Origin of the sequence: Jiella mangrovi, assembly GCF_017815135.1 — a bacterium.
In the GTDB taxonomy this organism is placed as follows: Bacteria; Pseudomonadota; Alphaproteobacteria; order Rhizobiales; family Rhizobiaceae; genus Jiella; species Jiella mangrovi.
In genome coordinates this window covers 21,029-46,968 of sequence record NZ_JAGJCF010000002.1, presented here as the reverse complement: position 1 = coordinate 46,968, position 25,940 = coordinate 21,029, and the positions used below count along the sequence as shown (strand labels likewise).

The following is a 25,940-nucleotide window of genomic DNA, read 5'->3' as shown; positions in this document are numbered from 1 at the left end:
GGAACCTCGGCCAGGATCTTGGCCGGTGATGATCAGAGGGCTTTCGTGGTTCTTTCGCAAGCCGTTTGAACGCGGGATATGTCCTTGCCGTCACCCCGGCGAACGACTTGCCGGGATGCGGTGTCTCTCATCGGGGAGCGGCGGTGGTGTCCGTCTCCCCGGTGAAGGAGGCGATGGTCTTCAGCGCGCCGTCCAGCATGGTGCCCTTTTCGTCTTTCAGCGCCGCTTCGCGCAGGCGGCGCAGCCAGTCGGCAGCGTCGGCGCGCCCGGCGAGCATCGGCAAGGCCGACAGCACCCGGTCGAATTTCGACAGGCCGCGGACATGGGTGTCGCTGTAGCCCTTGATCAACCGCCGGCAGGCCAGGATCTCGGTGGCCAGCGCCCTGTCCTTTGGCGCCGTGTCGAGGGCGAGCCGGTACCAGTCGTCGACATGGTTCATCTCGACCTGATGGCGCAGCAGCGAACGGCGCCAGCGCCGCATGCCGCCGAGCATCCAGAGCAATCCGAAGCCGGGGATCGAATCGGTGCGGATGTGCCGTCCCTTGCTGATCCGCTTGTCGAGCCATTCGACGAGCCGCGGCCGGGCTTCGATCCAGCGACCGAGGCCTGCGGGGAGCGATCCGCAGACCTCCTCGATGCGCGGGTGGAAATACTCGGTCACCTTGAGGACGGCGGCGTCATCGACACCGATCTCGCGGCGCACCCGGGCCGAACGGGCGGACCGTGTCTTCAGATCGGCGACGCGGATGACGTCGTCGTAGCAGAGGGCATTGGCGAGATACTTCGCCGCCGTCTGGCTGAAGGCGAAGTCCGACGCGCCGTCGTCTTTCGCGACAGCCTGATCGAGGCGGTCGAGATAGTCTTCGCCGTAAGCGAGATCCTGATAATCGACGACCTTTCTGAGGCCGAGCCGTGCCATTTCGCGCACGGGCTCCGGCAGGGTCGCGATGCGCGATTCCAGCGCTCGCCAGCGCGTGAGGAGGCGCTCGTCGCCGCGCGGCTCTTGCGTGAGGTCCGCCTTGGCGCCGTTGGATCGGGCGTCTTCGCTCTTGGGCGTGCCGCCCAATGGCAAAGGCGCTTCGACAGTGCGCCCGGGCTCGGCGGCGGGAGGCGAAGGCGGGGCGACGATGTCGCCACCGCGACCGCGCGCGGCCTCGTCATAGGCCGCGCCAAAGGCCTTGAGGCTGGCCGCCACGCCACGGCCGGACGCGGTGATCGTCGCCTCGAAACTTTCGCGCGAGAACGGCAGCACGCCGGAGCCGGCGAGTGCGCCGAACAGGCTGGACGAGATGACCGAACCGGACTCGACGGCCATCTTCTCCATGTCGAAGATGACGACGTCCTTGGCCGCCTTTTGCGCAGCTTCCAAGACCTCGGCGGAGGAGGCACGCCCGTCGCCCGGGACGATCTTCTCCGACACGGCGGCGATCCGGTGGGCCGAGGCGATCAGGGTGGTGCGATTGGGCGTGACGAAGCCGCGCAGGATCGCCCGTCCGGCCTCCATCAGCTCCGCCGCGATGAGGACGTCGACGTCGCCCTTCGACGGCGACAGCGAGAACACCGGCTGGCGGCCGCGATCGGGACACATCTCGACATAGTAGATCGTCGCGCCGGTGCGCTGGGCGACGCCTGCGACCGATGTCGACTGGGCCCGGTAGCCGTTGCGCTCGGCCACGTCGACGATCCAGTTGGTCAGGACGCCGCCGCCCTGACCGCCGACGGCGAGGGCGGCGACCGAGATGATCCGGTCGGCAAGTTCGGAGCCGGGGCGGTGATCGAGGGCGACGGTCATGCTGCTGCCTCGGAAAAGACCAGCTGGCGGCTCTCGCGGCGCCGTTGCAGCCAGGCGATGAGACGCTTGCTGGTGCGGGCCGAAAACTTCTCGGCACCGCTTGGATTGTGGACCCTGTCGGCCCGGTAGAAGGACGGGCAGAGAACGGCCGCATCGGCGACCTCACCGCAATTGCCGCAGCCGACGCAGGTGTGGTCGATCGCGGCGACCGGGTCGTCACGCAGCGGATCGTCCAGCGTCTTGACCGACAGCGACGGGCAGCCGGACAGGCGCATGCAGGCGTGATCGCCGGTGCAGATATCCTCATCGACGCCGAAGCGCGGCGTCACCACCCGCTCGCCGCCCTTGATTGCCTTGGCCGCGATCGGCTTTTCCCGGCGCTGGCGGTTGAGCATGCATTCCGACGAGGCGACGATGACCTTCGGCCCGCTCTCCTCGGTGGTCAGCGCTTCCTTCAGCGTCGCCTGCATCTTCGTCACGTCATAGGTGCGATCGAGATGGCGCACCCATTTGACGCCCATCCCCTTCACCGCCTCGGTGATCGGATGCTTGGTCGATTTCGACTTGTTGGTCGCCCGCGAGGAGAGGATGTCCTGTCCGCCGGTCGCGGCGGAATAGTAGTTGTCGACGATGACGATGACGCCGTCATTCTGGTTGAAGACGGCATTGCCGATGGAGGAGGTCAGGCCGTTGTGCCAGAAGCCGCCGTCGCCGACGAAGGAGATCGAGCGGCGCTTGGCGTCGGGCGAATTGAAGGCCGAGGCCGAGGCGGGTCCGAGACCGTAGCCCATGGTCGTTGCGCCCAGCTCGAAGGGCGGCATGATCGAGAAGAGATGGCAGCCGATGTCCGAGGCGATGTGGTGGGAGCCGAGCTCTTCCTCGACGAGTTTCGTCGCCGCGAAGATCGGGCGCTCGGGGCAGCCGGTACAAAAGCCGGGCGGGCGGCCCGGCACGACCTTGGCGAGCTCCGGCCCGATGTCTGTCTCCTCTGACGGGCGATTCGGCGCGCGCACCGGATCGGGCAGCATGGAAGGCGCATGATCGCGCAGGAAGTCGCCGATGCCGGCGAGCATGACGTCGCCGGTATATTCTCCGGCGACCGGCAGATAGCCCTTGCCGAGAAGCCGCGTCGTGCCGCCGTTCTTGTAAAGAAGGGCGCCGAAAGCCTGCTCGATGTAATTCGGCTGGCCCTCCTCGATGAGAAGCACCGAATCCTTGCCCTCGCAGAACTCCAGGAACTCGACGTCGATCAGCGGATAGACGGCGTTGAGGACGTAGAGCGGCACCTCGGTGTCGCCGTAGATGTCGGCAAGGCCGAGCCGCTGCAGCGCCCGGATGACGCCGTTATACATGCCGCCCTGAAGGACGAGGCCGATCTTGCCTGTCGACGAGCCGAAGATCTCGTTGATCTTGCGCTCGCGGATGAAGCCGACGGCGGCAGGCCAGCGCTTTTCGATCTTTTCCTTCTCGTGGTTGAAGGAGGCTGGCGGCAGGACGATGCGGCCGAGATCGCGGCGCGGGCTGTCGAGCGCATCGGCGACGGTCATCGCAGGACGCTTGTTGTCCTTGGCCACGAACTTGCCGTGGACATGGCAGGACTTGATGCGCACCTGCAGCATAACCGGCGTGTTCGATATTTCCGACAGCTCGAAGCCGTCCTCCACGGTCTTGACGATGGAGGGCAGATTCGGGCGCGGATCGAGAAGCCAGACCTGGCTTTTCATCGCGAAGGCGTGGCTGCGCTCCTGCATGATCGAGGAGCCTTCGCCATAGTCTTCGCCGACGATGATCAGCGCGCCGCCGGTGACGCCGCCGGAGGCGAGGTTGGCCAGCGCATCGGAGGCGACGTTGGTGCCGACGGTGGACTTGTAGGTGCATGCCCCGCGGATCGGATAATGCACCGAGGCGGCGAGCATCGCCGTCGCCGTCGCCTCGGAGGCGGAGGCCTCGAAATGCACGCCGAGCTCGCCGAGAATGTCCTGCGCGTCGGCGAGAACGTCCATCAGATGGCTGATCGGCGCGCCCTGATAGCCGCCGACATAGCCGACGCCGCACTGGAGCAGCGCCTTGGTGATGGCCAGGATGCCTTCGCCGGAGAATTCCGCGCCGTCGCCGAGCCGAAGCTTTTCGACTTCCTTGGCGAATGAACGTTCAGCCATGCCGCCACTCCTTCTTCATGCCGTTGCCTCGAACCGGGCCGGGCTACTCCTGGGGATCGCCGTCAAAAGTCGTGCTTGCGAATGTTGCGCAGCACCTTCTGCAGGACGGCGACGAAGGTTGCGTATTCCTCGGCATCGACGCCGGCGAACATTGTCTGGAAAGCCGAGCGCATCACCGGCCAGACCTCGTCGAACAGCGCCCGGCCCTTTTCGGTCAGATAGATGCGCCGGACCCGGTTGTCGCTCGCCTCGGTCTCGCGGCGCAAAAGGTCCTGCGCTTCCATGGCATCCAGCGTCCGGCTCATCGTCGACTGCTCGATCACCGCGTAGACGGCGATCTCGTTGATCGTCAGACCTTCGGCGACCGCGAGGATCGCCAGGGTCCGCATCTGCGCGGTCGAAAGGCCGTTGGCCTTCAGGTCGTCCCGGAGCGTGGCGTTGTAGCGCCCCATGATCCGGTTCATCAGATACGGCGCGAACTGCTGCAGGCCGAGTTCGCCGAGTGCGTAGGGCCGTTCGGCGAGCTCCGCCGTATCGTCGTCCATCATCAAGTCCGGTCTGCCGGCCAGTCGACCGTCACCGCTGGCCGCATCAGGACTTCTGCACCATCGCCAGGGCGCGGACCGGGCTGCCGGTGCCATGCTCGATCTTCAAGGGCGCGGCGATCAGAACCGCGCCCTTGGGCGGCAGCTTGTCGAGGTTGCAGAGGCTGGCAAGGCCGTATTTGTTGGCCTTGTGCAGGAGGTTGTGGGCCGGGAAGGGCGGCTCGAAGCCGCCGGCGGCGCCGGCATCGGTGCCGATGCACTCCGTGCCCCAGCCGAGCGCACCCTTGGACAGGATGTATTCGATGCAGTCGACGGACGGTCCCGGCGAATGCGGGCCGGTTTCGTCGGCGTTGAGGAACGTCTCTTCCGAGCCGTTGCGCTTGTGCCAGTCGGTGCGCATGACCACCCACTCGCCCGGCTTGATCTCGCCGTGCTCGGCTTCCCAGGCCTTGACGCCGTCTGCGGTGAGAAGGAAGTCGTTGTCGGCAGCAGTCTCGGCCGAACAGTCGATGACATTGACCGGGGCGACGAAGTTCTGCGCCGGGATCGTATCGGTGTAGCCGTCGGAATAGTCCTTGCCGGTGATCCAGTGATGCGGCGCATCGAAATGGGTGCCGGAATGTTCGCCGACCTTCAGCCAGTTCCATGCCCAGAACGGGCCGGCCTTGTCGTATTCGGAAATCTTGTGAATCTCGATCTTCGGCGTGTCGACGGCAAGTTCCGGCGGCAGCTTCAGGAGCGGCGTGTCAGGGCCGAGGGTCGCGGTAAGATCGACGATCTCGACTGCACCGCCGAGAAACATCTCGGCCAAGCCGCTCAAGCCTTGTGTCTGTGCCATTCTCGTCTCCTGATCCGATGTCATCTTGTCTTGTGATCGGGAGGTTATCGCCGCAAATATGCAGATGCAAGTATATCCTTTCCAAACAAAACGTTTGCCATCGAGATCGGCAGATTGCCCGTTATCGCGCCGGATCGTGCCGAAAGATCGGTCATTTCGTTGTATTTGTAGCATTGCAGGCCGGGTTCGCATTGCAGTGCGGCCAAATCCAAGCGCTCGTTTCTGCCGAGACCCATCGCCCGTGTGAACTGACGGCTGGAATCATATGAAAATGGATATAAAAGGAAGAGGCGCTTAACGGGCCGTCGCGCTGGGGCATCCCGCAATGCCGCGCCCTCCTGGACTGCAAGGGAAACGACATGGACAAGCGGCTCGCAGATCTCCTGCTCGAACGGCTCGGCGACGATCTCGTGGCGACGGGCGCGGATATTCCCGAGCGGGCGTGGCACGACTGGAGCGGTCTTGCCCCCGTCGAGCCGCTTGCCCTGGTGCGGCCGCGAACGACATCGGATGTTGCCGCGACGCTGGAGCTTTGCAGCCGTCATCATATAGGCGTCGTGCCGCAGGGCGGGCTGACCGGCCTTGCCGGCGGCGCGCAGCCGGTTGCCGGGGCCATCGCGCTGTCCCTCGAAAGAATGAACCGGATCGAGGAGATCGACCCGGCCATGGCGACGATGACCGTCGGCGCCGGCACGACGCTGCAGACGGCACAGGAGGCGGCCGAAGCAGCCGATCTGTTCCTCGCCGTCGATCTCGGGGCGCGGGGATCGTGCAGCGTCGGCGGCGTGCTCTCGACCAATGCCGGCGGCAACCGGGTGATCCGATACGGCATGGCCCGCGAGCACGTGCTCGGCCTCGAGGTGGTGCTGGCCGACGGCACCATCGTTTCCTCGCTGAACAAGATGCTGAAGAACAATGCCGGCTACGATTCCAAGCAGCTGTTCATCGGCTCGGAGGGCACCCTCGGCATCATCACCCGCGCCGTTCTCAAGCTTCAGTCGCGCCCGACATTCTCGACTAGCGCGCTGTGTGGTTGCCGGGATTTCGACGCGGTGCTGGAGCTGCTCCGCGCCGTTCGGGCGGGGCTCGGGCCATCGCTCTCCTCCTTCGAGGTGATGTGGCCGAGCTTTTACGACTTCATGTCCTCGAGCCTCACTCTGCCCCGGCCGCTTGCCGACAAACACGGCCTCTATGTTCTGATCGAATCCAGCGGCTTTGACGCCGAATACGAATCGAACCGGCTGGAAACCGTGCTCGGCGCGGTGCTGGAGACCGGTGCGGTCGAGGATGCGGTGCTCGCGGCCTCGCAAAAGGATGTCGCCGACTTGTGGGCGGTGCGCGAGAGCGTCTCCGAATATTCAAAGGTGCTCGGGCCGATCACCGCCTTCGACGTCGGCGTTTCCGCCCATCGAACCGGAGTTGTGGTCGAAGAGCTCGAGGCCGGTCTTGCCGCCCGCTGGCCCGATGTCGTCGCGCTCTCCTACGGCCATATCGGCGACAGCAATCTCCATCTCGTCGTCCATGTGCCGTCGGCTGGAAACGAACAGCCCGGCGAGGCGGTCTCGGCCTTCGTCTACGAGACCGTCCGCGCGGCCGGCGGCACGATTTCCGCCGAACATGGCATCGGCCTGATGAAGCGGAAATATCTGGCCTATACGCGCTCGCCCGAAGAGCTCGACCTGATGCGGCGGATGAAGCTGGCGCTCGATCCGGCCGGGGTGCTCAATCCGGGGAAGGTGCTGGGCTGACGGGCGCGCGCTGAGCGCAATGACAGTCATGAGGCGTCGGCAGATCCGGAGATGAATGCGAAGGGTGTGTTCATCCGAACGAGCATGGGGACGGACGCGGAAGAACGACAGCGACCCGCAACGCTTCGTCATCCCGGCCTGCGAGCCGGGACCCGTTCCTCGGTGTCGCAAACGTCATTTCGGGTCAGATTTTAGAATACGATGGACGGGATCGGTGATCGCAGCTTCGACGATTTGGAGTGGATCCCGGGTCAGGCCCGGGATGACGAAGCTTGGATGGTTCGACCCGTCCGTAGAGGTTGGGCACGGTACACGGCAGTTTCGTCGAACGTCGCATATCGGAGGCCTGGCACTCTAAGATCAGGCGTTCGCTTTCAGCGCGTTCGTCATGCTCGGGCCCCGTACCGAGCATCCAGTGCGCCAATCAAACTTCTGTTTTGTCGAGGATTTCTGGATCCTCGGGACGGGGCCCGAGAATGACGAAGCGTCGGATGGTGCGCCTTCTCGAATAAGTCGTGGCCGGCGCTCGCGCGTCGTGTCGTGCACTGGAAGGTTGGGGTGGCGGTTCGAGCCAAATGGGGGCGGCGGCGCGAGTAGACTGCTGTACCCGGCGATTTCCCTTTATCCCGCACTCCACCTCATCGTCCCGCGAGGTCCTTCGCCAAAATGTAGCCCGAGCCCGCGCCGAGGCCACCGCCGGGCCAGGTCGAGGCGCCGATGAGATAGAGGTCCTTGACCGGCGTTCGGTAGCGCGCCCAGCCGGGCATCGGCCGGAACAGGAAATTCTGTGACAGATGATGGCTGCCGCCGATGCCGTCGCCGCCAACGAGGTTGGGGTTGCGGCGTTCGAGATCGGCCGGCGTCTCGACATATCGGCCGAGGATCTTCGCCTTCGTGCCCGGCGCATAGTCCTCGATCAGGTCGATCACCCTGTCGGCATAGGCTTCGCCGGCCTCGGACCAGTCCGTCGCCTGGATCGTTCCGGCCGCATCGCCTTTGATCGTGCCCGGCACCATGCGCACCTGCACCCACAGCGTATGCTGTCCCTCGGGCGCGCGGGACGGATCGACCGCCGTCTGCTGGCCGACGACGAGCAATGGCTGGCGGGGCAGGAGCCCTGCCATCGCCTCGGCATAGGCGCGCGCCATGCCGTCGAGATCGGGCGCAAGATGGACGTAGAGGAAGCGCTTCAGCTCGTCGCCGGCTTTCCAGTCCGGCAGGCCGGAGAGGGCGAGATGCACCATCATCGTGCCGGGACCGTGCCTGAACTTGCGCGCCCCGGCATCGAAGGTGCTTTGTCCGCTGCCCTGCGAGCCCGACAGGAGCCGGTCGACCAGTGCGCCGGGCGTCACGCCGGCGATGACCGCGCGCCTTGCCGTAATCTGCCTGCCATCGGCCAACGTGATGCCGTCGGACTTGCCGGAGCGGTTGCGGATCTCCGTCACCTCCGCTCCGGTGGTAACCGAGCCGCCGAGTTCCTCGATCCGCGCGACCATCGCCTTGATGATCGTATCGGCGCCACCCTTGCCGATGACCATGCCCATGGTCTGGTCGACCATGCCTTCCAGATAGGGAAACAGCGCGCCGCCGGCGACGTCCGGGGCGAAATCGAGATGCATGCCCCAGGCGCCGAGGGCGGCGCGGATCAACGGCGTTTCGAAATTGCGCTCGAGAAATTCGCGCGGGGAGGAGGCGAGGAACCGCGCCATCTCCAGCGTTCCGGCCGTGCCCTTGGCCCGCCAGGCCCTCCAGCCGAGCGACGCCAGATGACGCCAGCCCATGGGCGCCGAGAGGAGGGCGAAGAGATGCGGTGCGTCGGCGCCGAAGCCCGCGACCATCTCGCGCCAGCGTTCCGCGTCCGCGGGCGACAGGCTGGAGGCCCGCGCAACGGTCTTTTCGATGTCCTTCGACACGCCGAACCAACTGCCATCGGGCGCCGGCGAGGCGAAGCAGTCTTCGGCCGGAACGAAGGCGAGGCCGTGCTTGCCGAGGGCCTCGCCGTGTTCGCGAAAAAACCCGGAGCCGGCGAAAAGGCCGAGATTGGTGGCGTAAAGATCGTGGCGAAAGCCGGGAAGCGTCGCTTCCTCGGTGCGGGCGGCGCCGCCGGCCGTGTCGTTCTTCTCGAACACGCCGACCGACCAGCCCCTGGAGGCCAGATGGACCGCTGCCGCCAGCGCGTTGTGCCCCGCGCCGACGAAGACGGCATCGAATTCTTCGGCCATGAACGCCTCCTCAATCTCGTGACGAGCGGCACGATCTGCGATCGTTGCCGGATAGGGTGCCGGTCCCGGACGGCCGCTCTTGCAAGGACGAATTTATTTTAAGCTTATACATTTGCAAATGCATTGATTGGCCATAATCTCGGCCGCTGCAGGCTGCCGTGCCGCGCGAACATCCCGTTTCGGCGGGCGCTCGCACCTGTTCAGACTTGTGGGGAGCAACGCCATGGCTGCTGATTACGTCGTCGTCGGATCGGGTATCAACGGGCTGACCTGCGCGGCGCTTCTCGCCAAGAAAGGCCATTCGGTCGTCGTTCTGGAGCGCGAGAAGGTGGCCGGCGGCTGCATGCGCACGGACGAGATCACCGTGCCGGGCTATCATCACGACGTGATGGCGGCGACCTTCGTGCTCTTCGTGACATCGCCGGCCTTTGTGGAACTTGGCGCCGATCTCGCGCGCCATGGTCTTGATTTCGCCAACACTCAGCATCCGACCGCCGTCCTCATGCCGGACGGGCGCAGCCTCGTCCTGACGACGGATCGCGCCGCCAATATCGCGCAGCTCGAGGAACTGGCACCGGGCGAGGGCGCACGTTATCGGCGCGAGATCGAGACGGTCGAGCGCGACGCCGGCCTCCTCTTCGGCCTCCTTGGCGGTACGCTGTGGAGCCTCAAGACGTCGAAGCTCCTGTTCGCCGAGGCCCGTCGGCGGGGGGTGAGGGGGCTTGCGGCGCGTCTCGGCGAGGCGTTGCGTCCGGGGCGGGCCTGGCTGGAGGCAAGTTTTCAGTCCGATCTGACACGGGCGCTCCTAGCGCCCTGGGTGCTCCATGCGGGGCTTGGGCCCGAAAGTGCCTTTTCAGGCGAGATGGCGCGGATCATCGCCTTTGCGCTGGAGGCGGCCGGCGCGCCCATCGTCAAAGGCGGCGCCGCCAATGCCGTCAAAGCCTTCGAGGGGCTGATCGGCGAACATGGCGGCGAAGTGCGAACCGGCGCCGACGTGGCCGAGGTGCTCGTCGTCAAAGGACGCGCCACCGGCGTGAAGCTTGGCGACGGCTCCGTGATCGAGGCAAAGAAGGGGGTCATCTGCTCGGTGACGCCGACCCAGCTCTACCAGCGGCTTCTGCCGGAAAGCGCCGTCGATACGGCGACACGCGAGAGCGCCGCGGCCTATCGCTATGGCAAGGGCAACATGCAGATCCACTACGCCCTGAAAAGTCCGCCGCGCTGGAAGACGGCCGGGCTGGACAAGGTCGCGCTCATCCATCTGACGCCCGGCCTCGACGGGGTGTCGCGGGCGGTGAACGAATGCGAGCGCGGCCTCTTGCCGGCGGTGCCGACGATCTGCGTCGGTCAGCCCCACGGGCTCGATCCGAGCCGCTGCCCGCAAGGTTCGGCAATCTTGTGGCTGCAGCTGCCGGAGACGCCGCGTTTCGTCAAGGGCGATGCGGCCGGAGCGATCGCGCCGCCCGCCGACGGACGCTGGACCGAGGCACTGCGCGAAGCCTATGCCGACCGGGTGGAGGCGATCCTTGCCGAACAGATCGACGACTTTGAAGAAAATCTCGTCGCACGCCGGGTCTTCTCGCCGGCCGATCTCGAGGCCATGAACAAGAACCTCGTCGGCGGCGACCCATATGGCGGGGCCGCGACCATCGACCAGTTCTTCATCTGGCGGCCGTTTTCCTCGTCGAAGAACCATGGCACGGCGATCAAGGGTCTTCATCAGATCGGGGCGTCGACCCATCCCGGCCCCGGCCTTGGCGGCGGCTCCGGCTACGGGCTGGCGCAATCGCTCAAGTAAGGCGGGCGCTCAGACCGGATCCGTCTTTATTGCGGTGACGAAGCGGCCATCGGCGAACAGCAGCGTCGCGTCCGCCTCGTCGCTCATGTGAACGTCGCGGACGAGGCCGATGGCCGCACGGTGGCTGCCATAATCGACGAAACTGGCGACGCGGCATTCGAAGGTGGCCCGGGCGGCGGCGAGCAAGGGCACCCCGTCGTCGCTGCGATACCATTCGCCATAGATGAAGCGGTCGCGGCCGGACAGGCCCTTCTGGCCGCCGAAGGCCCTGGCGATATCCTCCTGATGCTCGGACAGGATGTTGACGCTGAAGGGCGCGCCGGCGACCAGCCCCTGAGCCAGAACCGAGGTCATGTTGATGCAGGCGATCAGCGAGGGCGGCGCGGCCGAAAGCGAGCATACGGCGGTCGCGGTCACGCCCGACAGCGTTCCGCCGGCGCTTTGCTGGGCAACCACCGTCACCGAGCCGGCGAGGCATCGCATCCCCTGCCGGAAGCGGGCGGGGCCGGCCGCGGGCGGCTCGGCAGAGACGGGCTTCTCGCTCATCGCTCTTGCCTATGACCGCATGCCGGCCTGGCGCAACAGCGGCAGCACCCGGTCGCAGAAGAACGGCAGCTCGTAGGTGTAGTTGACGAAGGAAAGGGCGATGCCGGCATAGCCGATCTCGGAGATCCGGATCATCTCCTCGGCGATCTTTTCCGGCGTCCCGACCAGCGGATAGGAGCCGGCGCCGCCGGCAAAGCGCTGGCGGTAGCGATCATAGGCATCCGTATCGTGGGAGGAGGAGAACTCCTTCTTGCCGGCCATGTGGGTTTCGACCGCTGCATGATCGGCTTCGGTGAGGGCATAGCGTTCGTAATAGGCGTCGGCTTCGGCCTGGGTCTCGCGACACACGACGTGGCAGACGGTATAAAGGCCGACTTCGCGGTTGGCCTTTGCCGCCCGCTCGCGCACGTCGGCGACATGCTTTTCCGCCCCGTCGAGTTCGGAAAAGGTGGTGAAGATGTATTCGCAATGCCTGGCTGCGAAATCCCGGCCGGGGCCACCGAAGGCGGCGTTCATCGTGACGGGACGCGGCACCTGGACGCTGGACGGGCGGCTGACCACCTGCTTCAGCTGATAATATTCTCCGTCGAAGTCGAAGGGATCGCTGGAGCCATAGGCCTTTTCGAGGATCTCCAGCCACTCGCCGGCCTGGTCGTAGCCCTTTTCGCCGAGCTTGACGCCGAACATGGCAAATTCCGACGGGTTCCAGCCGCAGACGATGTTGAGGCCGGCGCGTCCCTTGGAAATGTGGTCGACGGTGGCGAGCGCCTTGGCCGCATAGAGCGGATGCATCACCGGGACATGGACAGTCATGAACAGGGCGATGCGCTCGGTGACGGCGGCGAGCGCGGCCGCCCAGGTGAAGGTCTCGAACGACCATTCGCGGGCATGGGTCTGGCCGCCGAAACCCTTCCAGCGGGCGATCGGCAGCATGAATTCGAGGCCGGCCCGGTCGGCGATCTGGGCGGCATTCATGTTGTCGTCCCATGTCGCGCGCCAGCGCTCGGGAACCGTGGTGATGGCGAGCCCGCCATCGGCATTGGTGGAGAAAACGCCGAGTTTCAGACGGTTGGCGCCCTTCAGCGGATGTCGTTTGATCATCGTCGATCTCCAGTGTTGAGACCGCCCGGCCAGAAGGCGGGTCGTGTCCATCGGAAAATAGTTTAAATATAAAACAGCTTGCCGCAAAGCCCGCGATGCGGGAAACTCGCGGAGAATTTGACCGCAATCGAAGGTGAGACGATGTCACAGACAAGCTTCCGCGAGAGGGGGCGCTCGGGCCAGCCGCTGAACGGCACCTTCGCCGCCATTCCCCATCCCGTCGCCGTCGAGGTGATCGCGCGAGCGGGGCTCGACTTCCTGTGCATCGACTGGGAGCATTCGCAGATTTCGCGCGGCGAGATCGAGAATCTCGTCCGCGCGGCCGAGGCCGGCGGTGCGGTCGCCATGGTCCGGGTGCCCGGCAACAACGCTGAGGCGATCGCGGCGGTGCTCGATTCCGGCGCCGAGGGCGTCCTCGTGCCCCGCGTCTCCAGTGCCGAAGAAGCCGAGGCGGCGGTGCGCGCGACGCGCTATCCGCCCGATGGCGAGCGCGGGGCGGGCCCCGGCCGGGCGTCCCGCTATGGCTACGACATCGCCGACTATGTCGCCACGGCGAACGCGAAGATCCTTCTGTGCGTGCAGGTCGAGACCGTTCGCGCGGTCGAGAACATCGAGGCGATCGCCGCCGTCGAGGGCGTCGACCTCGTCTTCATCGGACCGGGCGATCTGGCGGTCTCGATGGGGGCCTTCGGGCCCGGTGGCACCGAGCGGCTGGAAGCGGCGATCGAGACGGTCATTGCGGCCTGCCGGTCGGCCGGCAAGGCGGTCGGCCTGTTCCGCCCCTCCGCCGCCGACGTGCCACGCTGGCGCGACGCGGGCGTCAGCCTGTTTGTTGTCGCCTCCGACACGATGCTTCTGGGCGCCTCGGCCGCGTCGATGGCAAAGGCGATCTCGCCCACCTCGTCGGACTGACAGGTTCGACAGCGTCGCCGCCGTCAGGCTGTCCGTCGTTCTTGAAACCCCCGCTGCGACAGGAGCCCCCATGCGCGCGATTGAATATGAGCGCTACGGCGATCCAACGGTTCTGACCCTGAACGATCGACCGTCGCGGCCGCTGGAGCCCGGCGAGATCCGCGTCGACCTGCGCTACGCCAGCGTCACGCCGCTCGATTGCAAGCTGCGCGCCGGTCTCTTGAAGGCGCATTTCTCCGTCGACTTTCCCAAGGTGCCGGGGCGCGACGGCGCCGGGGTGATCAGTGAGATCGCCGACGGTATCTCTGAGTTTTCCGTCGGCGACCGGGTCTGCGTCATGGCCGGCCACGGCACACAAGGGAGCTACGCCGAGGAGCGGATCTCACGGGCGGCCGACCTCGTCGCGATCCCGGACGGTCTTTCCGACGCGGCCGCCGCCAGCCTCGTCAATGCCGGCCTCAGCGCCCATATCTCGGTCTTCGAGACGGCGCGGATCAAGCCCGGCATGAAGGTCCTCGTTCATGCCGGATCAGGCGCAGTCGGCGGCCTGATCGTCCAGCTGTGCCGCCACCTCGGCGCAAAGGTCACCGCCACATGCCGCGCGGCCAACAGGGATTATGTCCGCTCACTCGGCGCGGCTCACGCGGTCGCCTATGACGAAGAGGATTTCGGCACGCTCCGGGATCAGGACGTCGTCTTCGACCTCATCGGCGGCGCCACACACGCGCGATCCTATCCGGTCCTGAAAAAGGGTGGCCATCTCGTCTGGCTGGTGGCAGCGCCCATCGTCGACCGCAACGCCGAGTTCGGCGTCACCGTCACACGGGCCATGATCACCGATGCGAAGGGGCCGGTCGAAGCGATCCTGGCGATGGCGGCGAGCGGCGAGGTTCAGCCTCAGATCGCCGACATTTTGCCGCTGGAAGATGCGGCGCGGGCGCACCGGATGATGGAGGCCGGGGCGGTCACGCGCGGGCGATTGTTGCTGGCAAGGACGTGAAACAGAATACAATGATTCTGTTTCAAAATTCGAGCATCATTGACTTGCGGGAGTGATTTGTGTCACAAAACTCAAGCTAACAAAGGTTAGCGTCACAACCCGGTCCCAAAGGCCGGGTTTTTCATGATCAGATGAAACCCGGCCCTTATGCTCCCAGATTTCTGGGTGCTGGTCGGCCTCTCGATCAACGTGCTGACTTTTGCGGTCAATTTCCTGAGTTTCTGGTACTCTACGCCTCGTCGGGCGGCGCGAAAGCGTATCCGTGTCGTTGAGCGCGAGCGTGAACTACGTCTGGGAAATTGGATCGTCTGGAAAGCGCGTGATCGAGAGACCACCCGCTCCTAGCGCCTCCCTGCGCCCGCCCTCATTTTGGATGATGCGAGCGATGGATGACGCACGTCTATAGGTCCGAGTGAAACAGATTTGACAATTCTGTTTCACAACGCAACGCAGCTCCATGAAAAACACTCACCCCGCCGGCACGACCTCTTCTGTCGCCACCGGATAATGGAAATTTCCGCCTTCGCAGGGCGGGAATTGCGTGTAGTCGGCGCGCATTTCGTGGCGGACGGGCGAATGCAGCGCGGCTTCCAGGGCGGCCGCGCTGTCGAACAGGATGCGGTTGCGCTGGAGATGCAGGACGCGGCGCCAGGGCATGGCGTCGATCCAGTCGATCCGGGTCAGGATCTCCAACTCCCGCACCCCCGGAAAGCGCCTCATGATCGGCGGGTGATGGGCGATGTAGTGGCTGAGCCAGGCGTTGGTGTCGGCGGCGGGGCCGGGATAGTGCACCACATAGCTGCAGGCCGAGGCCGACAGCGGCGCCGGCTCGGGGACGGTGTATGTGCGCAGCGCCATCGCCTGCTGGGTGGCGTCGGTGCCGGCGAGGCTCGGCAGGGCGCCGGGTTTGCCGAGGGGGCTGAGAGCGCCGGAGGACGCGATCGCGGCCTCCAGATCCGCGAGCTCGGCGAAATCCAGCTGGAAGCCGAAGAGCGGCGAGGCGCCGTCGTCGTGATAAAGGTCGCTCGCGACCTCCGGCGTGTAGAGCCGACCGCGTTTCAGGCCCTTTACGGTTGCGACGGCCTTGCGGACGGTGGCGAGATCCTCCGCCGAGATCCGGGTGCCAGGCTCTTCCGAGGTGAAGAAGACGAGATAGGAAAAACGCATCGCGTCCTCACAACATGTTGGGCAGGAAGAGCGCGAGGCTCGGGAAGATGACGATCAGAAGGATCAGCAGCAGCGTGCAGATCATGTAGGGCGCGACGGCCATCGCCACGGTCTTGAGGCTGGTGCCCGGCGGCGCGACGCCGATCATGACGAAGAGCAACAGGCCGAAGGGCGGCGTCGTGAAGCCGACCTCGTAGGCAAGCAGCAGGATCAGTGCGAACCAGACCAGATCGAAGCCGAAATGGTTGGCGATCGGCAGGAAGATCGGCAGGGTGATCAGCATCATCGAGACCTGATCCATGAACATGCCGAGGACGAGGATCACCAGCACCATGATCAGGATGAAGGTGTAAGGGCCGGGGTCGAAGCCGGTGACGTAGGAGATGAAGCCGTTGCTGGCGCCGGAAAAGGCGAAGACCTGCGAGAAGGTGGTCGAGGCCGAGATGATCAGGAAGGTCATGCCGGTGACCTTCATCGCATCGTCCAGCGCCGCCCAGACGGATTTGATGGAGAAGCGTCCGTAGGCGACGAGAAGCGCGAAGACGCCGACGCAGCCGAGCGCCGCCGATTCCGTCGGTGTGGCGATGCCGAGCAGGATCGTGCCGACGACGAGGAAGATGATCACGCCCATCGGCACGATGTTGACGGAGATCGCCTTCACCTTGGCGAGGAAGGAGATGTCCTCGACGGGATAGAGCGGCGCGCAGTCCGGGTCGATGCGGGTCTGGACGAAGATCAGCAGGGCGAAGAGGACGGTCAGCACCAGGCCGGGTATCATGCCGGCGATCAGCAGCGCTCCGACATTGATGTTGGCCAGCGAGCCGAGAAGGACGCCGAGGGACGAGGGCGGGATGATCACCGCGAGACTGCCGGCGCCGAGAATGGGCCCATAGGCCATCTTCGGCTTGTAGCCGCGCTTCAGCATCTCCGGGACCATCAGCGATCCCATCATGCCGGTATTGGCAAGGCTCGATCCCGACAGCGCCGAGAACACCGCGCCTGCGGCGAGCACGACATAGGACAGGCGGGCGCGCAGATTGCCGATGCAAAGGTCCAGCGCGTGCATGACGCCGTCGCCGAGACCGGAGCGGAAGAACAGGCTGCCCATGATCAGAAACAAGGGCAGCGGCGCCAGCGAATAGCTGGCGATGGCGTCGGAGAAGTTGGAGATCATCTGGGTGACGCCGGCGGAGCCGCCGAAGAACAGGAACAGCCCGATGATGTTGACCAGGAAGAAGGCGAAGGCGACGGGCAGGCCGACACCCATGAAAAACAGGATCAGCCCGACCATCAGGGCAAAGGGAAACAGCCAGTCCATGGTCTAGAGCCCTTCGCGTTCGAGCGGATCGACATTGTAGAGGCTGTCGGAACCGACGAGGTAACGCACCCATTCGAGGGCCGAGAGGAAGAAGCCGACGGCGATGGGCAGGAAGATCAGCCATTTCGGCATGTCGAAGGTCTTGGTCTCGTAGGCTCCCGTGCGCAGCGCATCGAGAAAGGCGCCGAAGGCGTACCAGGTGAGGTAGAGGCTGAGGCCGACGCAGATCAGATAGACGAGCTTTTCCAGAATGGTGCGGCCGGCTGCGGGAAGGGCGCGGCGCAGGAACTCGACGAAGACGTGGCCCTTGATCCGCACCAGCCAGGGCATCGGCAGGAAGGCCGCGTAGAGCAGACCGTATTCCGTCGCCGAGACGCCCCAGCCGATCGGCCGGTAGTTCAGATTGCGCAGGATCACATCGAGGACGACCTCGATGACGATGGCGGCGAGGATCAGCTTGACGAGGGAGGCGAGCGCAAGGCTCGCCCAGCCGACGATCTTGAAGAATATGTCCATGGTGGACGGGGCTCCATGAGGGTTGCCGGCGCCTTTTCGGCAGCGCCGGCGCAGTGTTGGCCGAAGCCTGAAGAGCGGGACACGATCATGTCTGATCGAAACCCCGCTCTATCTTTTGTGTCAGCGCGTGATCTTGCCGAAACCGGTTCCAACTCTTGCCGATCAGGCTCTTGAGAGTTTCCGGCGAACACGAGTTCACCGGAAATGCTCTAGTTCTGGAACAGCTTCTTCAGTTCCGGGACATAGGTCGGATCGCGCTGTTCCATCCGGTCCCAGCTGGCCTTTGCGGCCTTGGCGAGAAACTCCTCGCGGCCCTTGCCCTCGAGCTCGAACACCTTCTGACCTTTGGCGATCATCGCTTCGGCTTCCTTGGTGTTCTGGGCCTGGACCGTTTCTAGGCTCTCTTCCTCATACTTGATCGAGACGTCGGTCAGGATCTTCTGGGCTTCCGGCGACAGCGAGTCCCACTTGTCCTTGTTCATCGAAATCAGGACATCAGTCTGGAAGAAGGTCGGATCAACGCGGTACTTGGTGAACTTGTCCCAACCGAAGGACGCATAGCCGAAGACCGGATAGGCGTTGGCGTTGATGACGCCGCGCTCCAGCGCGGTGTAGACCTCACCGGGCGGCAGCACGATGACGGTCATGCCCAGCGTTTCGAAGAACTGCCGGTAAAGCGGCGAGGCGCGGATCTTCAGGTCAGACCAGTCCATGCCGCCATCGGGCGTGCGCTTGGGCTCGTCGACGGTGAAGATGTTGAAGCCGGTGCCGGCATCGACATGGGCGAGGAGGTGGGCGTTGGCCTTTTCGCCGAAGATCTTCTGCATGAGATCCCAGCCGCCGTTCTTGCGGATTTCCGCCGGCTTCTTGGTCGAGGCCGAGAAGGCCTCGCCCTCGGGCACGATCTCCAGATATTGCCCGGCCGGGGTGTTGATCATGTCGATCAAGCCGTTCTTCTGGGCCTGCCCCTGCTGGCCGGAGGGAATGACCTCGGGGCCACCGCGGACCTTGATCTGGACGACGCCCTTGCCGGCGGCGTTGACCTCGTCGACATATTTCAGAAAGCTCTTGGCATAGGAGTTCTGCGCCGGGGTGAAATGAACGGCGTTGAGCGTCACCTCCTCGGCGAGGGAAGACCCTGCCGACATGAGGACGAGGCCGAGAGCGGCTGCAAGTTTCAGGGCTCTTTGCAAATCGTGATCCTTTCGCTTTGTTAGGGTTGGGGCGAGGCGTTGCCTGCCGCCCGCACCGGGGCGCCGGGAGGCAGGGTCGGCGATCGGGAAGAGGGCGAGGCTTCAGCCGTCTCGCGGTCGAGCCAGCCCGGATCGGGGACCGGCAAGGGAATGGCGTCGAGGAGTTGGCGCGTATAGGCATTGGCCGGCCGCTCGAAGATCGCCCCGCACGGGCCTTCCTCGACGATCCGCCCGGCGCGCATGACGACGACGCGGTCGCACAGACTGCGGATCACCGACAGGTCGTGGCTGATGAAGGCGAGGGCGAGTTGGCGCTCGCGGGCGAGCGTCTTCAGGAGCGCCAGAACCTGCGCCTGGGTGGAGACGTCGAGGCCGGAGACGATCTCGTCGGCGAGGACGAAATCCGGCCGGGTGGCGATCGCCCGGGCAATGCCGACACGCTGGCGCTGGCCGCCCGAGAGCTCGTGGGGGAAGCGGTCGAGCAGCGCGGAATCGACGCCGACCTGCGCCGCGATGCTCTCCAGCGCCGCCTCGCGGGTCTTCGGCGTGACCTCGGGATCGAGGGCGAGGCCGGCGCCGATGATCGCACGGATGCGGCGGCGCGGATTGAGCGAGGACTGGGGATCCTGGAAGATCATTTGCATGCGCTGGCGCAGGGGCCTGAGCTCCGCCTCGGGGCAATGGGTGACGTCGATGCCCCCGAAGGTGAGGCGACCCTCGCTCGGCTCGTGGAGCCGCAACAGGACGCGCCCGAGGGAAGACTTGCCCGAGCCGGATTCGCCGACGATGCCGACGATCTCGCCGCGACGCACCGTCAGAGACATCGGATTGAGGATGCGGATGCTCGGGCGTTTGCCGAGGCTCTTGCGGGCGTTCATGTCGGCAAGATCGAGGGCGATGTCGCGGGCCTCGATCAGGATGGGGGCGCTGTGGTCAGACATGGCCGGACGGCCCGAAACCGTAACGTGAGAGCTGGGCCTTGAGATCGGCAACGATGCCGGCCGGGATCGGCTGCATGCCGGTGCCGGCCCGGTCATGGCGGGGCGTCGCATCGATCAGCGCCCGCGTGTAGCCATGGGAGGGCGAGGCAAGGATTGCGGCGGTCTCGCCCTGTTCGACGACCATGCCGCCATAAAGCACAGTCAGGCGGTCGCAGACCTGCGCGACGACGCCGAGATCGTGGGTGACGAAGACCACACCGGTCCCATGGATCTTCTGCATGTTCCGGATCATCCGCAGCACTTCCTTCTGCACCGTCACGTCGAGGGCGGTGGTCGGTTCGTCGGCGATGATCAGTTTCGGATCGAGGGAGAAGGCCGCGGCGATGAGGATGCGCTGGCGCATGCCGCCGGAGATCTCGTGCGGGTAGAGCGCGAGCACGCGTTCGGGATCGGCTATCTGGACGTCGCGCAGGAGTTCGATGGCCTTTTGCTTCAGCGCGGCGCCCTTCAGGCCGCGCCTCAGCCGCAGGCCGTCGGTCAGCTGGCTTCCGACCTGTCGCGACGGGTTCAGCGCCGTCATCGGATCCTGCGGGATCAGGGCGATCTCGGTGCCGAGCAGCTTGCGCAAACGCGCCGCCGGCATGGTGGTGAGATCTTCTCCGGCGAAGCGGATCGTGCCGCCGCACAGCTCGATCGCATCGGGCAGGATATCGAGAATCGCCTTGCCGATGGTCGACTTGCCGGCGCCGCTTTCGCCGACGAGGCCATGGACCTCGCCGGCCGCGACCGTGAGGCTGACCGATCGCAGCAGGGGGCTGTGCGGCGGGCGACGCAGCCGGGCCGAGAGGCCGGAAATCTCGAGCAAAGGGGCGCTCATCGCAGCAGCACCGGATCGACCAGCCGCCGCAGCCCGTCGCCGAGCTGGTTGAAGGCGAGGACGGTGGCGAAGAGGAGGACGAGCGGGAAGACCAGCACCCACCAGGCCTGATAGATGATCTGCCGTCCCTCGGCGATCAGCCCGCCCCAGGTCGGCATGTCCGAGGAGACCGAGAGGCCGACGAAGGACAGAACCGCCTCGACGATGACCGCAATGCCCATTTCGAGGCTGAGAAGGACGACGACGACGGGCAGGAGATTGGGCAGGATTTCGACGAAGAGGATACGCCAGCGGCTGGTGCCCAGAACGACGGCGGCATCGACATAATCCATGCGCGCCTGTTGCAGCGTTTCGGAACGCACTACCCGGCAGAACCGCGTCCAGTCGATGACGACGATGGCGAGGATGACCGAAGTCAGCCCGGTGCCGATGACGGCGACGAGGAGGATCGACAGGAGGACCGGCGGGAAAGCCATCCAGATGTCGATCAGCCGGGAGACGGCGGCGTCTATCCAGCCGCCGAAGAAGCCGGCGAGAAGCCCGAGCACCGTGCCGATCAGGCCGGCGGCGAAGGCGGCGACGAGGGCGACCGTCAAAGCGACGCGCCCGCCATAGATCATCCGCGACAGGAGGTCCCGGCCAAGGCTGTCGGTGCCGAGAAGATAGCCGGGTTCGGCGCCGTCCACCCACGCCGGCGGCAGGGTGTTGAGCATCAGATCCTGCTCGAGCGGGTTGTGGGGCGCAATCAGCGGCGCGAAAATGGCGGCAAGCGCCAGAAGAACGAGAAAACCGCCGGCAATCACGACGCGAGGCTCCGCGAGAAGCGCTGACCAGATGGACGCTCCGCGGCGGGGCGCAGCGCCGGCGATCGGCGCGCTGCTCACGCTTGCTTCGGGAAGGGCGCGCTCAACCATGCCGGAGCCTCGGGTTGAGCATTGCGAAACTTGCCTCGACGGCGAGATTGATGAGGATGAAGATCAGGCCGAAGACGAGGATCAAACCCTGGATCAGCGGCAGGTCACGGTTGATCACCGCGTCGATGGCGAGGTTGCCGATGCCGGGATAGGAGAAGATCCGCTCGACGATGACGGTGCCGCCGAACATGAAGGTGAACTGGACGCCGGTCAGCGCCAGGGTCGGGACCAGGGCGTTGCGGAGCGTCTCCTGCAGGGTGATGCGCAGCTTCGAGCGGCCGCGGATCTTCGCCAGAAGTGCGTAGTCCTGCTGGCCCTCGGCTTCCAGCGCGCCTTTCAACACCCGCATGATGACGGCGGCGAGCGGGAGGGCGAGCGCGAAGGCCGGCATGATCATGTGGGCGAGAACGTCGCCGACGACGGCAGGGCGCAGGCGCAAGAGCCCTTCGAACAGGACGAAGTTGGTGGCGAAATCCGTCGAGATGCGCGGATCGATCCGGCCGGAAATCGGCAGGATCTGCCAGGCGACGCCGAACAGGACGACGAAGGTCAGGGCCCAGACGAAATCCGGCACGGCGAGCAGGATGCCGTTGCCGTTCTCGATGGCCGCGCCGACGAGCTTGCGTCGTGACAGTGTGGAGAGGACCGCAGTGCCGATGCCGAGGACGAGCGCAATGACGAGGGCGAGGAGGGTCAGTTCGGTCGTCGCCGGCAGCCGGCCGGCGATCAGGTGCATCACGTCCTGGCGCATCGAGATCGAGGTGCCGAAATCGCCGGTGACGGCATGGCCGAGCCAGATGACGAACTGCACGGGAATGCTTCGATCCAGGCCATAGGAGGCGCGAAGGCGCATGATGTCCTCCGGGCTGGCGCCCGGGGAGATCATCATGGCGATCGGATCGCCGGGCACGACGCGCAGGAGCACGAAGGAGACGACGGCGACGCCGAACAGCGTCACCATCGCGAGAAGCAGCGAGCGCCAGGGAAGGACAGCTAGAAACGGCACGCGCATGCGCCCGGCTCCTTTCGGGTCGCCTCGTCTTGTCTCAGGCCTTGTCCGGCGCGATCAGGGTCGGCTGCAGCGCTTCGGACTGGTTGGCCGTGACCGTCAGGCCCTTCCGGAACACGATCGGCTGGGCGTATTGCAGGATCGGCAGGACATAGCCCTCTTCGGCGATGTATCGGTCGACGGCCTTCCAGCCTTCGATGCGTTTTTCCTCGTCCTTCTCGCCCCAGAGCGGCGCGATCCTGGCATCAAGGTCGTCGGTGTTCCAGACCGAGTGCGGCGAGGGGCCGAACATGGCAAACCCCGTCGACGTCGCCGGGTCGCCGATGGCGTTGCCCCAGTTGTAGAAAGCGAAGGGGGCGAGCTGGTCGGCGGCGCGCAGCTCGTAATGCTTGGCGATCTCGTAGACCTCGATGGTCGCCTCGATCCCCACCTTGCGCCACATGCCGACGATCGCCTGGATCATCTCGTAGTCCTTCGGCATGTAGCCGCGGGTCGTCTGGATCGTCACCTTGACGGGGTTGTCGGTGGAAAAGCCGCTGTCGGCGAGCAGCTTCCTGGCAAGCTCGGGATCATGAGGCACCTTGATCGACGGATCGTAGGCGGCATAGCCCGGCGCTTCCAATGTATCGATCGGCGTTCCGTAACCACGCAGAAGCCTCGTGATGATCGCCTGCTTGTCGACGGCATGGCAGGCAGCCAGCCGGACGTTCTTGTCGAGCAGCGGCTCGACATTGTTGATGAAGATCATGCCGATGTCGGACACCGGCTCGCAGGTGCCGGAGAACCGGCCGCCCTTGGTCAGGCGGTCATATTCCTCATAGGGGATCTGCAGCGTCACGTCGGAGCCGCCGCTTTCGATTTCGGCGACACGACTGGACGCGTCCGGCACGAATTTGAAGATCACCGTCTCGAAGGCAGGCTTGCCGCCCCAATAGTCCTTGTGGGCCTTCAGCCGCAAAAATCCGTTCGACTGGAATTCATCGACCATATAGGGGCCGGTGCCGATCGGCTTCTGCTCGAAGCCCTCGGCTCCGACCTTCTCATAATAGGCCTTCGGCATGACATAGCCGGTGAGGAAGGCCATCCATTTGAACAGGGTCGGGTCGAAGGATTTGACGTCGGCCTCGATACGCTGGCCGTCGATGGTGAAATTGCCGATGGTCGACCAGACGAACTGGATGGGATTGCCGCTCTTTTCGTCGCCGGCCCGCTCCAGCGACCAGACGACGTCTTCCGGCGTGAGCTTCGAGTCATCGTGCCAGGTGACACCTTCGCGGACGGTCATCCAGACCTTGGTTTTGTCGTCGTTCCAGCCCCATTCGGTCAAAAGGCCGGGCTCGAAAGACAGGTCCGGCTTCTGGCCCACATACTGATCGAAGATCGAACGGTAGATCGCCTGAATCGTCGGATTGACCGCCGATGGCCCGACGGTCGGGTCGAAGGCGGGCAGGTTGACGTTGTAGGCGATGGTCACCGTGTCGGTGTCGGCGGCCATGGCGGCGCCGCCGCGCAGGAACCCGGCGAGCACCGCTCCGGCGCCCGCAAGCTTGAGAAAGTCCCGTCTCGTCGTGCCGATGTTCATGCCGATCGCGTCCCGCAAGAGAGTGGTCATTGGGCGAGGAATCGCCCCTCGGATCGTGGCCTGGCAGTGAGATGTGGGTCACCAGACTGCTTTAGGCTTAAAATTCTTCTTTGCATTAAACGCGCAAGTCGGACGGTTTGCCAAGGGGGAGCTTGAAGCATTTTTCACCATGCCGATTTATTATGCAGTGCGGCGTAAATTGCGGCAATGCAGCATCGCGATGGGAGGCAAGGCCGTCGCTCCGCGTACCGCCCGCCGAGACGCCGAAGCCTTGAATGCCGCCGCCTTGCCCGAAGGTCCTGGCGAGAGCTTAGACGGCCCGGCCTTTGGCCACGAGCGCCCGGAAATCGGCTTTCGCCCGATCCGGCGCGAGAGCGAAACTCGGGCCGCGGCTCGGTTCGATGCCGCCGAGCTGGTGCAGTTGGACCCACATCTCGGCGCTCTTCAGGCCGACGGCGGCACAGTTGACCACCGGGGCGTGCCCGACCTTGAAGCCGAACTCGCCACCGCACAGAAGGCCGGGCAGCACACCCGCCGGGACGATGACGTCGGCGCCGGCTTCGACCAACGGCATGGCGCAGGCGGTGAAGTCGCCGAGCATGCGACGCCTGGCCGCCTCGTCGCCGGCAAAGGCGTCGGAAAAGTCTTCCGGCCGGCAGGACAGCGCGGCGACATGGGCAACGCGGTCGCCAAGCCCGTAGCGATCGGCCTGTTCGAGGTGCCAGACCTCGAAGGCCGGATCGAGGGTGACGAGGCCGAGCCGCCGTCCCAGTTGCGCCGCCGCGAACAACGTTGCCTCACCGACGCCGATCACCGGAATTCGAACCGCCGAGCGAAGCTCATAGAGGCCGGGATCCTGAAAATGTCCCATCACATAGGCGTCGAAACCGTCCGCCTCGGCGCCGATTCCGTTGTCGACGGCCATGACGGCGCAGCGCATCTCCGCAAGCCGGCCGAAATCGCGATCGGGCGGCGAAATGCCGGCGACGTGGACGCTGGTGCCAGGTGCCGCGATGTCGTTCAGATAGGCGGACAGCCGCTCCATGTAGGGGCGGCTCGCGGTCTCGTCGATGAAGCTCTGCCAGAAGATCTTCATTGCTCGAGAAGCCCCTTGATGAGGAACATCTCCGCCTCGTGGGACGTCGATATTTGCATCCAGGCGGCCTCGCTCTGACCTGCGTGGCGCCAGGACAGGAGCGTCACGACGCAGTGCGAGGCGTTCATTTTCAAGGCGGAGCCGGGGATGACCCGCGCCATGTTGCGGAACTCCATGGCCTCGGGGCTGGGGCCCACATTGTAATCGACGAGCAAGCGGGCACGGTCCACATCGAGGCGCACGAAGGTCTCCTTGCCTGAAAACAGCGAGGTTCCGACGAAGACGCCGGGTTCGATCTCCCGGCGCTCGTAACTGCCCAGCGTCCATCGACCCTGCTTCAGGCCATCGGCCATGATCTCGAAGGCGATCTCTGCGGGGCGCTCGACCGCGATGCTGCTCGAATGGCAATGGGGATCCTGCATGGGCGCTCCCTTCGGCGAGACGGCAGGCCGCGCCTCGCAGCTTCCGGCCGTCGCATCGATCGACCTCCCCCGAAAGCTTTAAGCTTAAAATTGACCGGACCGGGCTGCCTGTCAACGCCCCTTCTGCAACGGTGGTCACAGCTAGACGGATCGGGGAGAGTGGAGCGTAAGGGCTTGCCGTCTTGCGGGGCTCGCAATGGTCCCGCTTCGAATTCTGAGCCACCGGGCTTGAAAATTTTAAGAT

22 protein-coding genes are annotated in these 25,940 nt (G+C 65.2%); 4 read left to right on the top strand and 18 right to left on the bottom strand.

The window, feature by feature from the left end:
• Nucleotides 1-127: 127 nt before the first annotated feature.
• The 4 genes from J6595_RS03135 to J6595_RS03120 all read right to left on the bottom strand — a co-directional run bounded on the left by J6595_RS03135 (nt 128) and on the right by J6595_RS03120 (nt 5,334).
• On the bottom strand, nt 128-1,792 hold the full coding sequence (locus J6595_RS03135; protein WP_209593008.1) for an indolepyruvate oxidoreductase subunit beta family protein: 1,665 nt from the start codon (nt 1,790-1,792) through the stop codon (nt 128-130).
• The gene (locus J6595_RS03130; protein WP_209593007.1) at nt 1,789-3,951 is read right to left on the bottom strand and encodes a thiamine pyrophosphate-dependent enzyme; all 2,163 of its coding nucleotides are present in this window, start codon (nt 3,949-3,951) and stop codon (nt 1,789-1,791) included. Before J6595_RS03130 ends, J6595_RS03135 begins: the two co-directional genes overlap by 4 nt.
• Before the next feature lie 62 nt (nt 3,952-4,013).
• On the bottom strand, nt 4,014-4,496 hold the full coding sequence (locus J6595_RS03125; protein ID WP_209593006.1) for a MarR family winged helix-turn-helix transcriptional regulator: 483 nt from the start codon (nt 4,494-4,496) through the stop codon (nt 4,014-4,016).
• Nucleotides 4,497-4,542: 46 nt separating this feature from the next.
• The gene (locus J6595_RS03120; RefSeq protein ID WP_209593005.1) at nt 4,543-5,334 is read right to left on the bottom strand and encodes a cyclase family protein; all 792 of its coding nucleotides are present in this window, start codon (nt 5,332-5,334) and stop codon (nt 4,543-4,545) included.
• A 359-nt stretch (nt 5,335-5,693) separates the two neighbouring features.
• Here J6595_RS03120 and J6595_RS03115 point away from each other — a divergent pair, with 359 nt between their 5' ends.
• The gene (locus tag J6595_RS03115) at nt 5,694-7,082 is read left to right on the top strand and encodes an FAD-binding oxidoreductase (protein ID WP_209593004.1); all 1,389 of its coding nucleotides are present in this window, start codon (nt 5,694-5,696) and stop codon (nt 7,080-7,082) included.
• 638 nt (nt 7,083-7,720) lie between these two features.
• Here the strand turns inward: J6595_RS03115 and J6595_RS03110 are convergent.
• A complete protein-coding gene (locus J6595_RS03110) occupies nt 7,721-9,304 on the bottom strand; it encodes a phytoene desaturase family protein (RefSeq protein WP_209593003.1) in 1,584 nt (527 codons plus the stop codon).
• A gap of 223 nt (nt 9,305-9,527) precedes the next feature.
• Here J6595_RS03110 and J6595_RS03105 point away from each other — a divergent pair, with 223 nt between their 5' ends.
• The gene (locus tag J6595_RS03105; RefSeq protein WP_209593002.1) at nt 9,528-11,102 is read left to right on the top strand and encodes a phytoene desaturase family protein; all 1,575 of its coding nucleotides are present in this window, start codon (nt 9,528-9,530) and stop codon (nt 11,100-11,102) included.
• Between the two features lie 9 nt (nt 11,103-11,111).
• Here the strand turns inward: J6595_RS03105 and J6595_RS03100 are convergent, their stop codons facing one another.
• Both J6595_RS03100 and J6595_RS03095 read right to left on the bottom strand, forming a co-directional pair.
• On the bottom strand, nt 11,112-11,648 hold the full coding sequence (locus J6595_RS03100) for a flavin reductase family protein (protein WP_209593001.1): 537 nt from the start codon (nt 11,646-11,648) through the stop codon (nt 11,112-11,114).
• A 9-nt stretch (nt 11,649-11,657) separates the two neighbouring features.
• Nucleotides 11,658-12,749, bottom strand: a complete 1,092-nt coding sequence (locus tag J6595_RS03095) for an LLM class flavin-dependent oxidoreductase (RefSeq protein ID WP_209593000.1) — start codon at nt 12,747-12,749, stop codon at nt 11,658-11,660.
• A 141-nt stretch (nt 12,750-12,890) separates the two neighbouring features.
• On the opposite strand from J6595_RS03095, the gene J6595_RS03090 reads away from it, so the two are divergent.
• Both J6595_RS03090 and J6595_RS03085 read left to right on the top strand, forming a co-directional pair.
• On the top strand, nt 12,891-13,661 hold the full coding sequence (locus J6595_RS03090; protein ID WP_209592999.1) for an HpcH/HpaI aldolase family protein: 771 nt from the start codon (nt 12,891-12,893) through the stop codon (nt 13,659-13,661).
• Between the two features lie 70 nt (nt 13,662-13,731).
• Nucleotides 13,732-14,661: an NADP-dependent oxidoreductase gene (locus J6595_RS03085; protein ID WP_209592998.1), complete on the top strand. Its 930-nt coding sequence runs from the start codon at nt 13,732-13,734 to the stop codon at nt 14,659-14,661.
• A gap of 468 nt (nt 14,662-15,129) precedes the next feature.
• Here J6595_RS03085 and J6595_RS03080 read toward each other — a convergent pair whose 3' ends face one another.
• The 11 genes from J6595_RS03080 to J6595_RS03030 form a co-directional block, all read right to left on the bottom strand.
• Complete coding sequence (locus tag J6595_RS03080; RefSeq protein ID WP_209592997.1) at nt 15,130-15,828, bottom strand: EthD family reductase; 699 nt, start codon at nt 15,826-15,828, stop codon at nt 15,130-15,132.
• 7 nt (nt 15,829-15,835) lie between these two features.
• Complete coding sequence (locus J6595_RS03075) at nt 15,836-17,146, bottom strand: TRAP transporter large permease (protein ID WP_209592996.1); 1,311 nt, start codon at nt 17,144-17,146, stop codon at nt 15,836-15,838.
• Between the two features lie 3 nt (nt 17,147-17,149).
• Complete coding sequence (locus J6595_RS03070) at nt 17,150-17,662, bottom strand: TRAP transporter small permease (protein WP_209592995.1); 513 nt, start codon at nt 17,660-17,662, stop codon at nt 17,150-17,152.
• A 209-nt stretch (nt 17,663-17,871) separates the two neighbouring features.
• On the bottom strand, nt 17,872-18,855 hold the full coding sequence (dctP, locus tag J6595_RS03065) for a TRAP transporter substrate-binding protein DctP (protein WP_209592994.1): 984 nt from the start codon (nt 18,853-18,855) through the stop codon (nt 17,872-17,874).
• A 20-nt stretch (nt 18,856-18,875) separates the two neighbouring features.
• The gene (locus J6595_RS03060) at nt 18,876-19,796 is read right to left on the bottom strand and encodes an ATP-binding cassette domain-containing protein (RefSeq protein ID WP_209592993.1); all 921 of its coding nucleotides are present in this window, start codon (nt 19,794-19,796) and stop codon (nt 18,876-18,878) included.
• Nucleotides 19,789-20,673 (bottom strand): ABC transporter ATP-binding protein, encoded by an 885-nt coding sequence (locus J6595_RS03055; RefSeq protein WP_209592992.1) that lies wholly within the window; start codon nt 20,671-20,673, stop codon nt 19,789-19,791. Before J6595_RS03055 ends, J6595_RS03060 begins: the two co-directional genes overlap by 8 nt.
• Nucleotides 20,670-21,587, bottom strand: coding sequence for an ABC transporter permease (locus tag J6595_RS03050; protein WP_209592991.1), 918 nt, complete (start codon nt 21,585-21,587; stop codon nt 20,670-20,672). Before J6595_RS03050 ends, J6595_RS03055 begins: the two co-directional genes overlap by 4 nt.
• Nucleotides 21,580-22,599, bottom strand: coding sequence for an ABC transporter permease (locus J6595_RS03045; protein ID WP_209592990.1), 1,020 nt, complete (start codon nt 22,597-22,599; stop codon nt 21,580-21,582). The genes J6595_RS03050 and J6595_RS03045 overlap by 8 nt, the downstream gene beginning before the upstream one ends.
• A gap of 34 nt (nt 22,600-22,633) precedes the next feature.
• Nucleotides 22,634-24,208 carry an ABC transporter substrate-binding protein gene (locus J6595_RS03040; protein ID WP_245197589.1) on the bottom strand — a complete coding sequence of 525 codons (1,575 nt, stop codon included), beginning with the start codon at nt 24,206-24,208 and terminating at the stop codon, nt 22,634-22,636.
• A gap of 280 nt (nt 24,209-24,488) precedes the next feature.
• Nucleotides 24,489-25,274, bottom strand: a complete 786-nt coding sequence (locus J6595_RS03035) for an aspartate/glutamate racemase family protein (protein ID WP_209592989.1) — start codon at nt 25,272-25,274, stop codon at nt 24,489-24,491.
• Entirely contained in the window at nt 25,271-25,696 is a 426-nt protein-coding gene (locus J6595_RS03030; protein WP_209592988.1) for a hypothetical protein, read from the bottom strand. The genes J6595_RS03035 and J6595_RS03030 overlap by 4 nt, the downstream gene beginning before the upstream one ends.
• Between the last annotated feature and the right edge of the window lie 244 nt (nt 25,697-25,940).

Bases quoted from the DNA above. Each gene is read 5' to 3' on its own strand.
- J6595_RS03035 (WP_209592989.1), bottom strand. From the start codon at position 25,274: ATGAAGATCTTCTGGCAGAGCTTCATCGACGAGACCGCGAGCCGCCCC.
- J6595_RS03110 (WP_209593003.1), bottom strand. From the start codon at position 9,304: ATGGCCGAAGAATTCGATGCCGTCTTCGTCGGCGCGGGGCACAACGCG.
- J6595_RS03050 (WP_209592991.1), bottom strand. From the start codon at position 21,587: ATGGTTGAGCGCGCCCTTCCCGAAGCAAGCGTGAGCAGCGCGCCGATC.
- J6595_RS03115 (WP_209593004.1), top strand. From the start codon at position 5,694: ATGGACAAGCGGCTCGCAGATCTCCTGCTCGAACGGCTCGGCGACGAT.
- J6595_RS03080 (WP_209592997.1), bottom strand. From the start codon at position 15,828: ATGCGTTTTTCCTATCTCGTCTTCTTCACCTCGGAAGAGCCTGGCACC.
- J6595_RS03095 (WP_209593000.1), bottom strand. From the start codon at position 12,749: ATGATCAAACGACATCCGCTGAAGGGCGCCAACCGTCTGAAACTCGGC.
- J6595_RS03105 (WP_209593002.1), top strand. From the start codon at position 9,528: ATGGCTGCTGATTACGTCGTCGTCGGATCGGGTATCAACGGGCTGACC.
- J6595_RS03055 (WP_209592992.1), bottom strand. From the start codon at position 20,673: ATGAGCGCCCCTTTGCTCGAGATTTCCGGCCTCTCGGCCCGGCTGCGT.
- J6595_RS03100 (WP_209593001.1), bottom strand. From the start codon at position 11,648: ATGAGCGAGAAGCCCGTCTCTGCCGAGCCGCCCGCGGCCGGCCCCGCC.
- J6595_RS03075 (WP_209592996.1), bottom strand. From the start codon at position 17,146: ATGGACTGGCTGTTTCCCTTTGCCCTGATGGTCGGGCTGATCCTGTTT.
- J6595_RS03040 (WP_245197589.1), bottom strand. From the start codon at position 24,208: ATGACCACTCTCTTGCGGGACGCGATCGGCATGAACATCGGCACGACG.
- J6595_RS03070 (WP_209592995.1), bottom strand. From the start codon at position 17,662: ATGGACATATTCTTCAAGATCGTCGGCTGGGCGAGCCTTGCGCTCGCC.
- J6595_RS03125 (WP_209593006.1), bottom strand. From the start codon at position 4,496: ATGGACGACGATACGGCGGAGCTCGCCGAACGGCCCTACGCACTCGGC.
- J6595_RS03130 (WP_209593007.1), bottom strand. From the start codon at position 3,951: ATGGCTGAACGTTCATTCGCCAAGGAAGTCGAAAAGCTTCGGCTCGGC.
- J6595_RS03135 (WP_209593008.1), bottom strand. From the start codon at position 1,792: ATGACCGTCGCCCTCGATCACCGCCCCGGCTCCGAACTTGCCGACCGG.
- J6595_RS03045 (WP_209592990.1), bottom strand. From the start codon at position 22,599: ATGCGCGTGCCGTTTCTAGCTGTCCTTCCCTGGCGCTCGCTGCTTCTC.
- J6595_RS03085 (WP_209592998.1), top strand. From the start codon at position 13,732: ATGCGCGCGATTGAATATGAGCGCTACGGCGATCCAACGGTTCTGACC.
- J6595_RS03120 (WP_209593005.1), bottom strand. From the start codon at position 5,334: ATGGCACAGACACAAGGCTTGAGCGGCTTGGCCGAGATGTTTCTCGGC.
- J6595_RS03060 (WP_209592993.1), bottom strand. From the start codon at position 19,796: ATGTCTGACCACAGCGCCCCCATCCTGATCGAGGCCCGCGACATCGCC.
- J6595_RS03030 (WP_209592988.1), bottom strand. From the start codon at position 25,696: ATGCAGGATCCCCATTGCCATTCGAGCAGCATCGCGGTCGAGCGCCCC.
- J6595_RS03090 (WP_209592999.1), top strand. From the start codon at position 12,891: ATGTCACAGACAAGCTTCCGCGAGAGGGGGCGCTCGGGCCAGCCGCTG.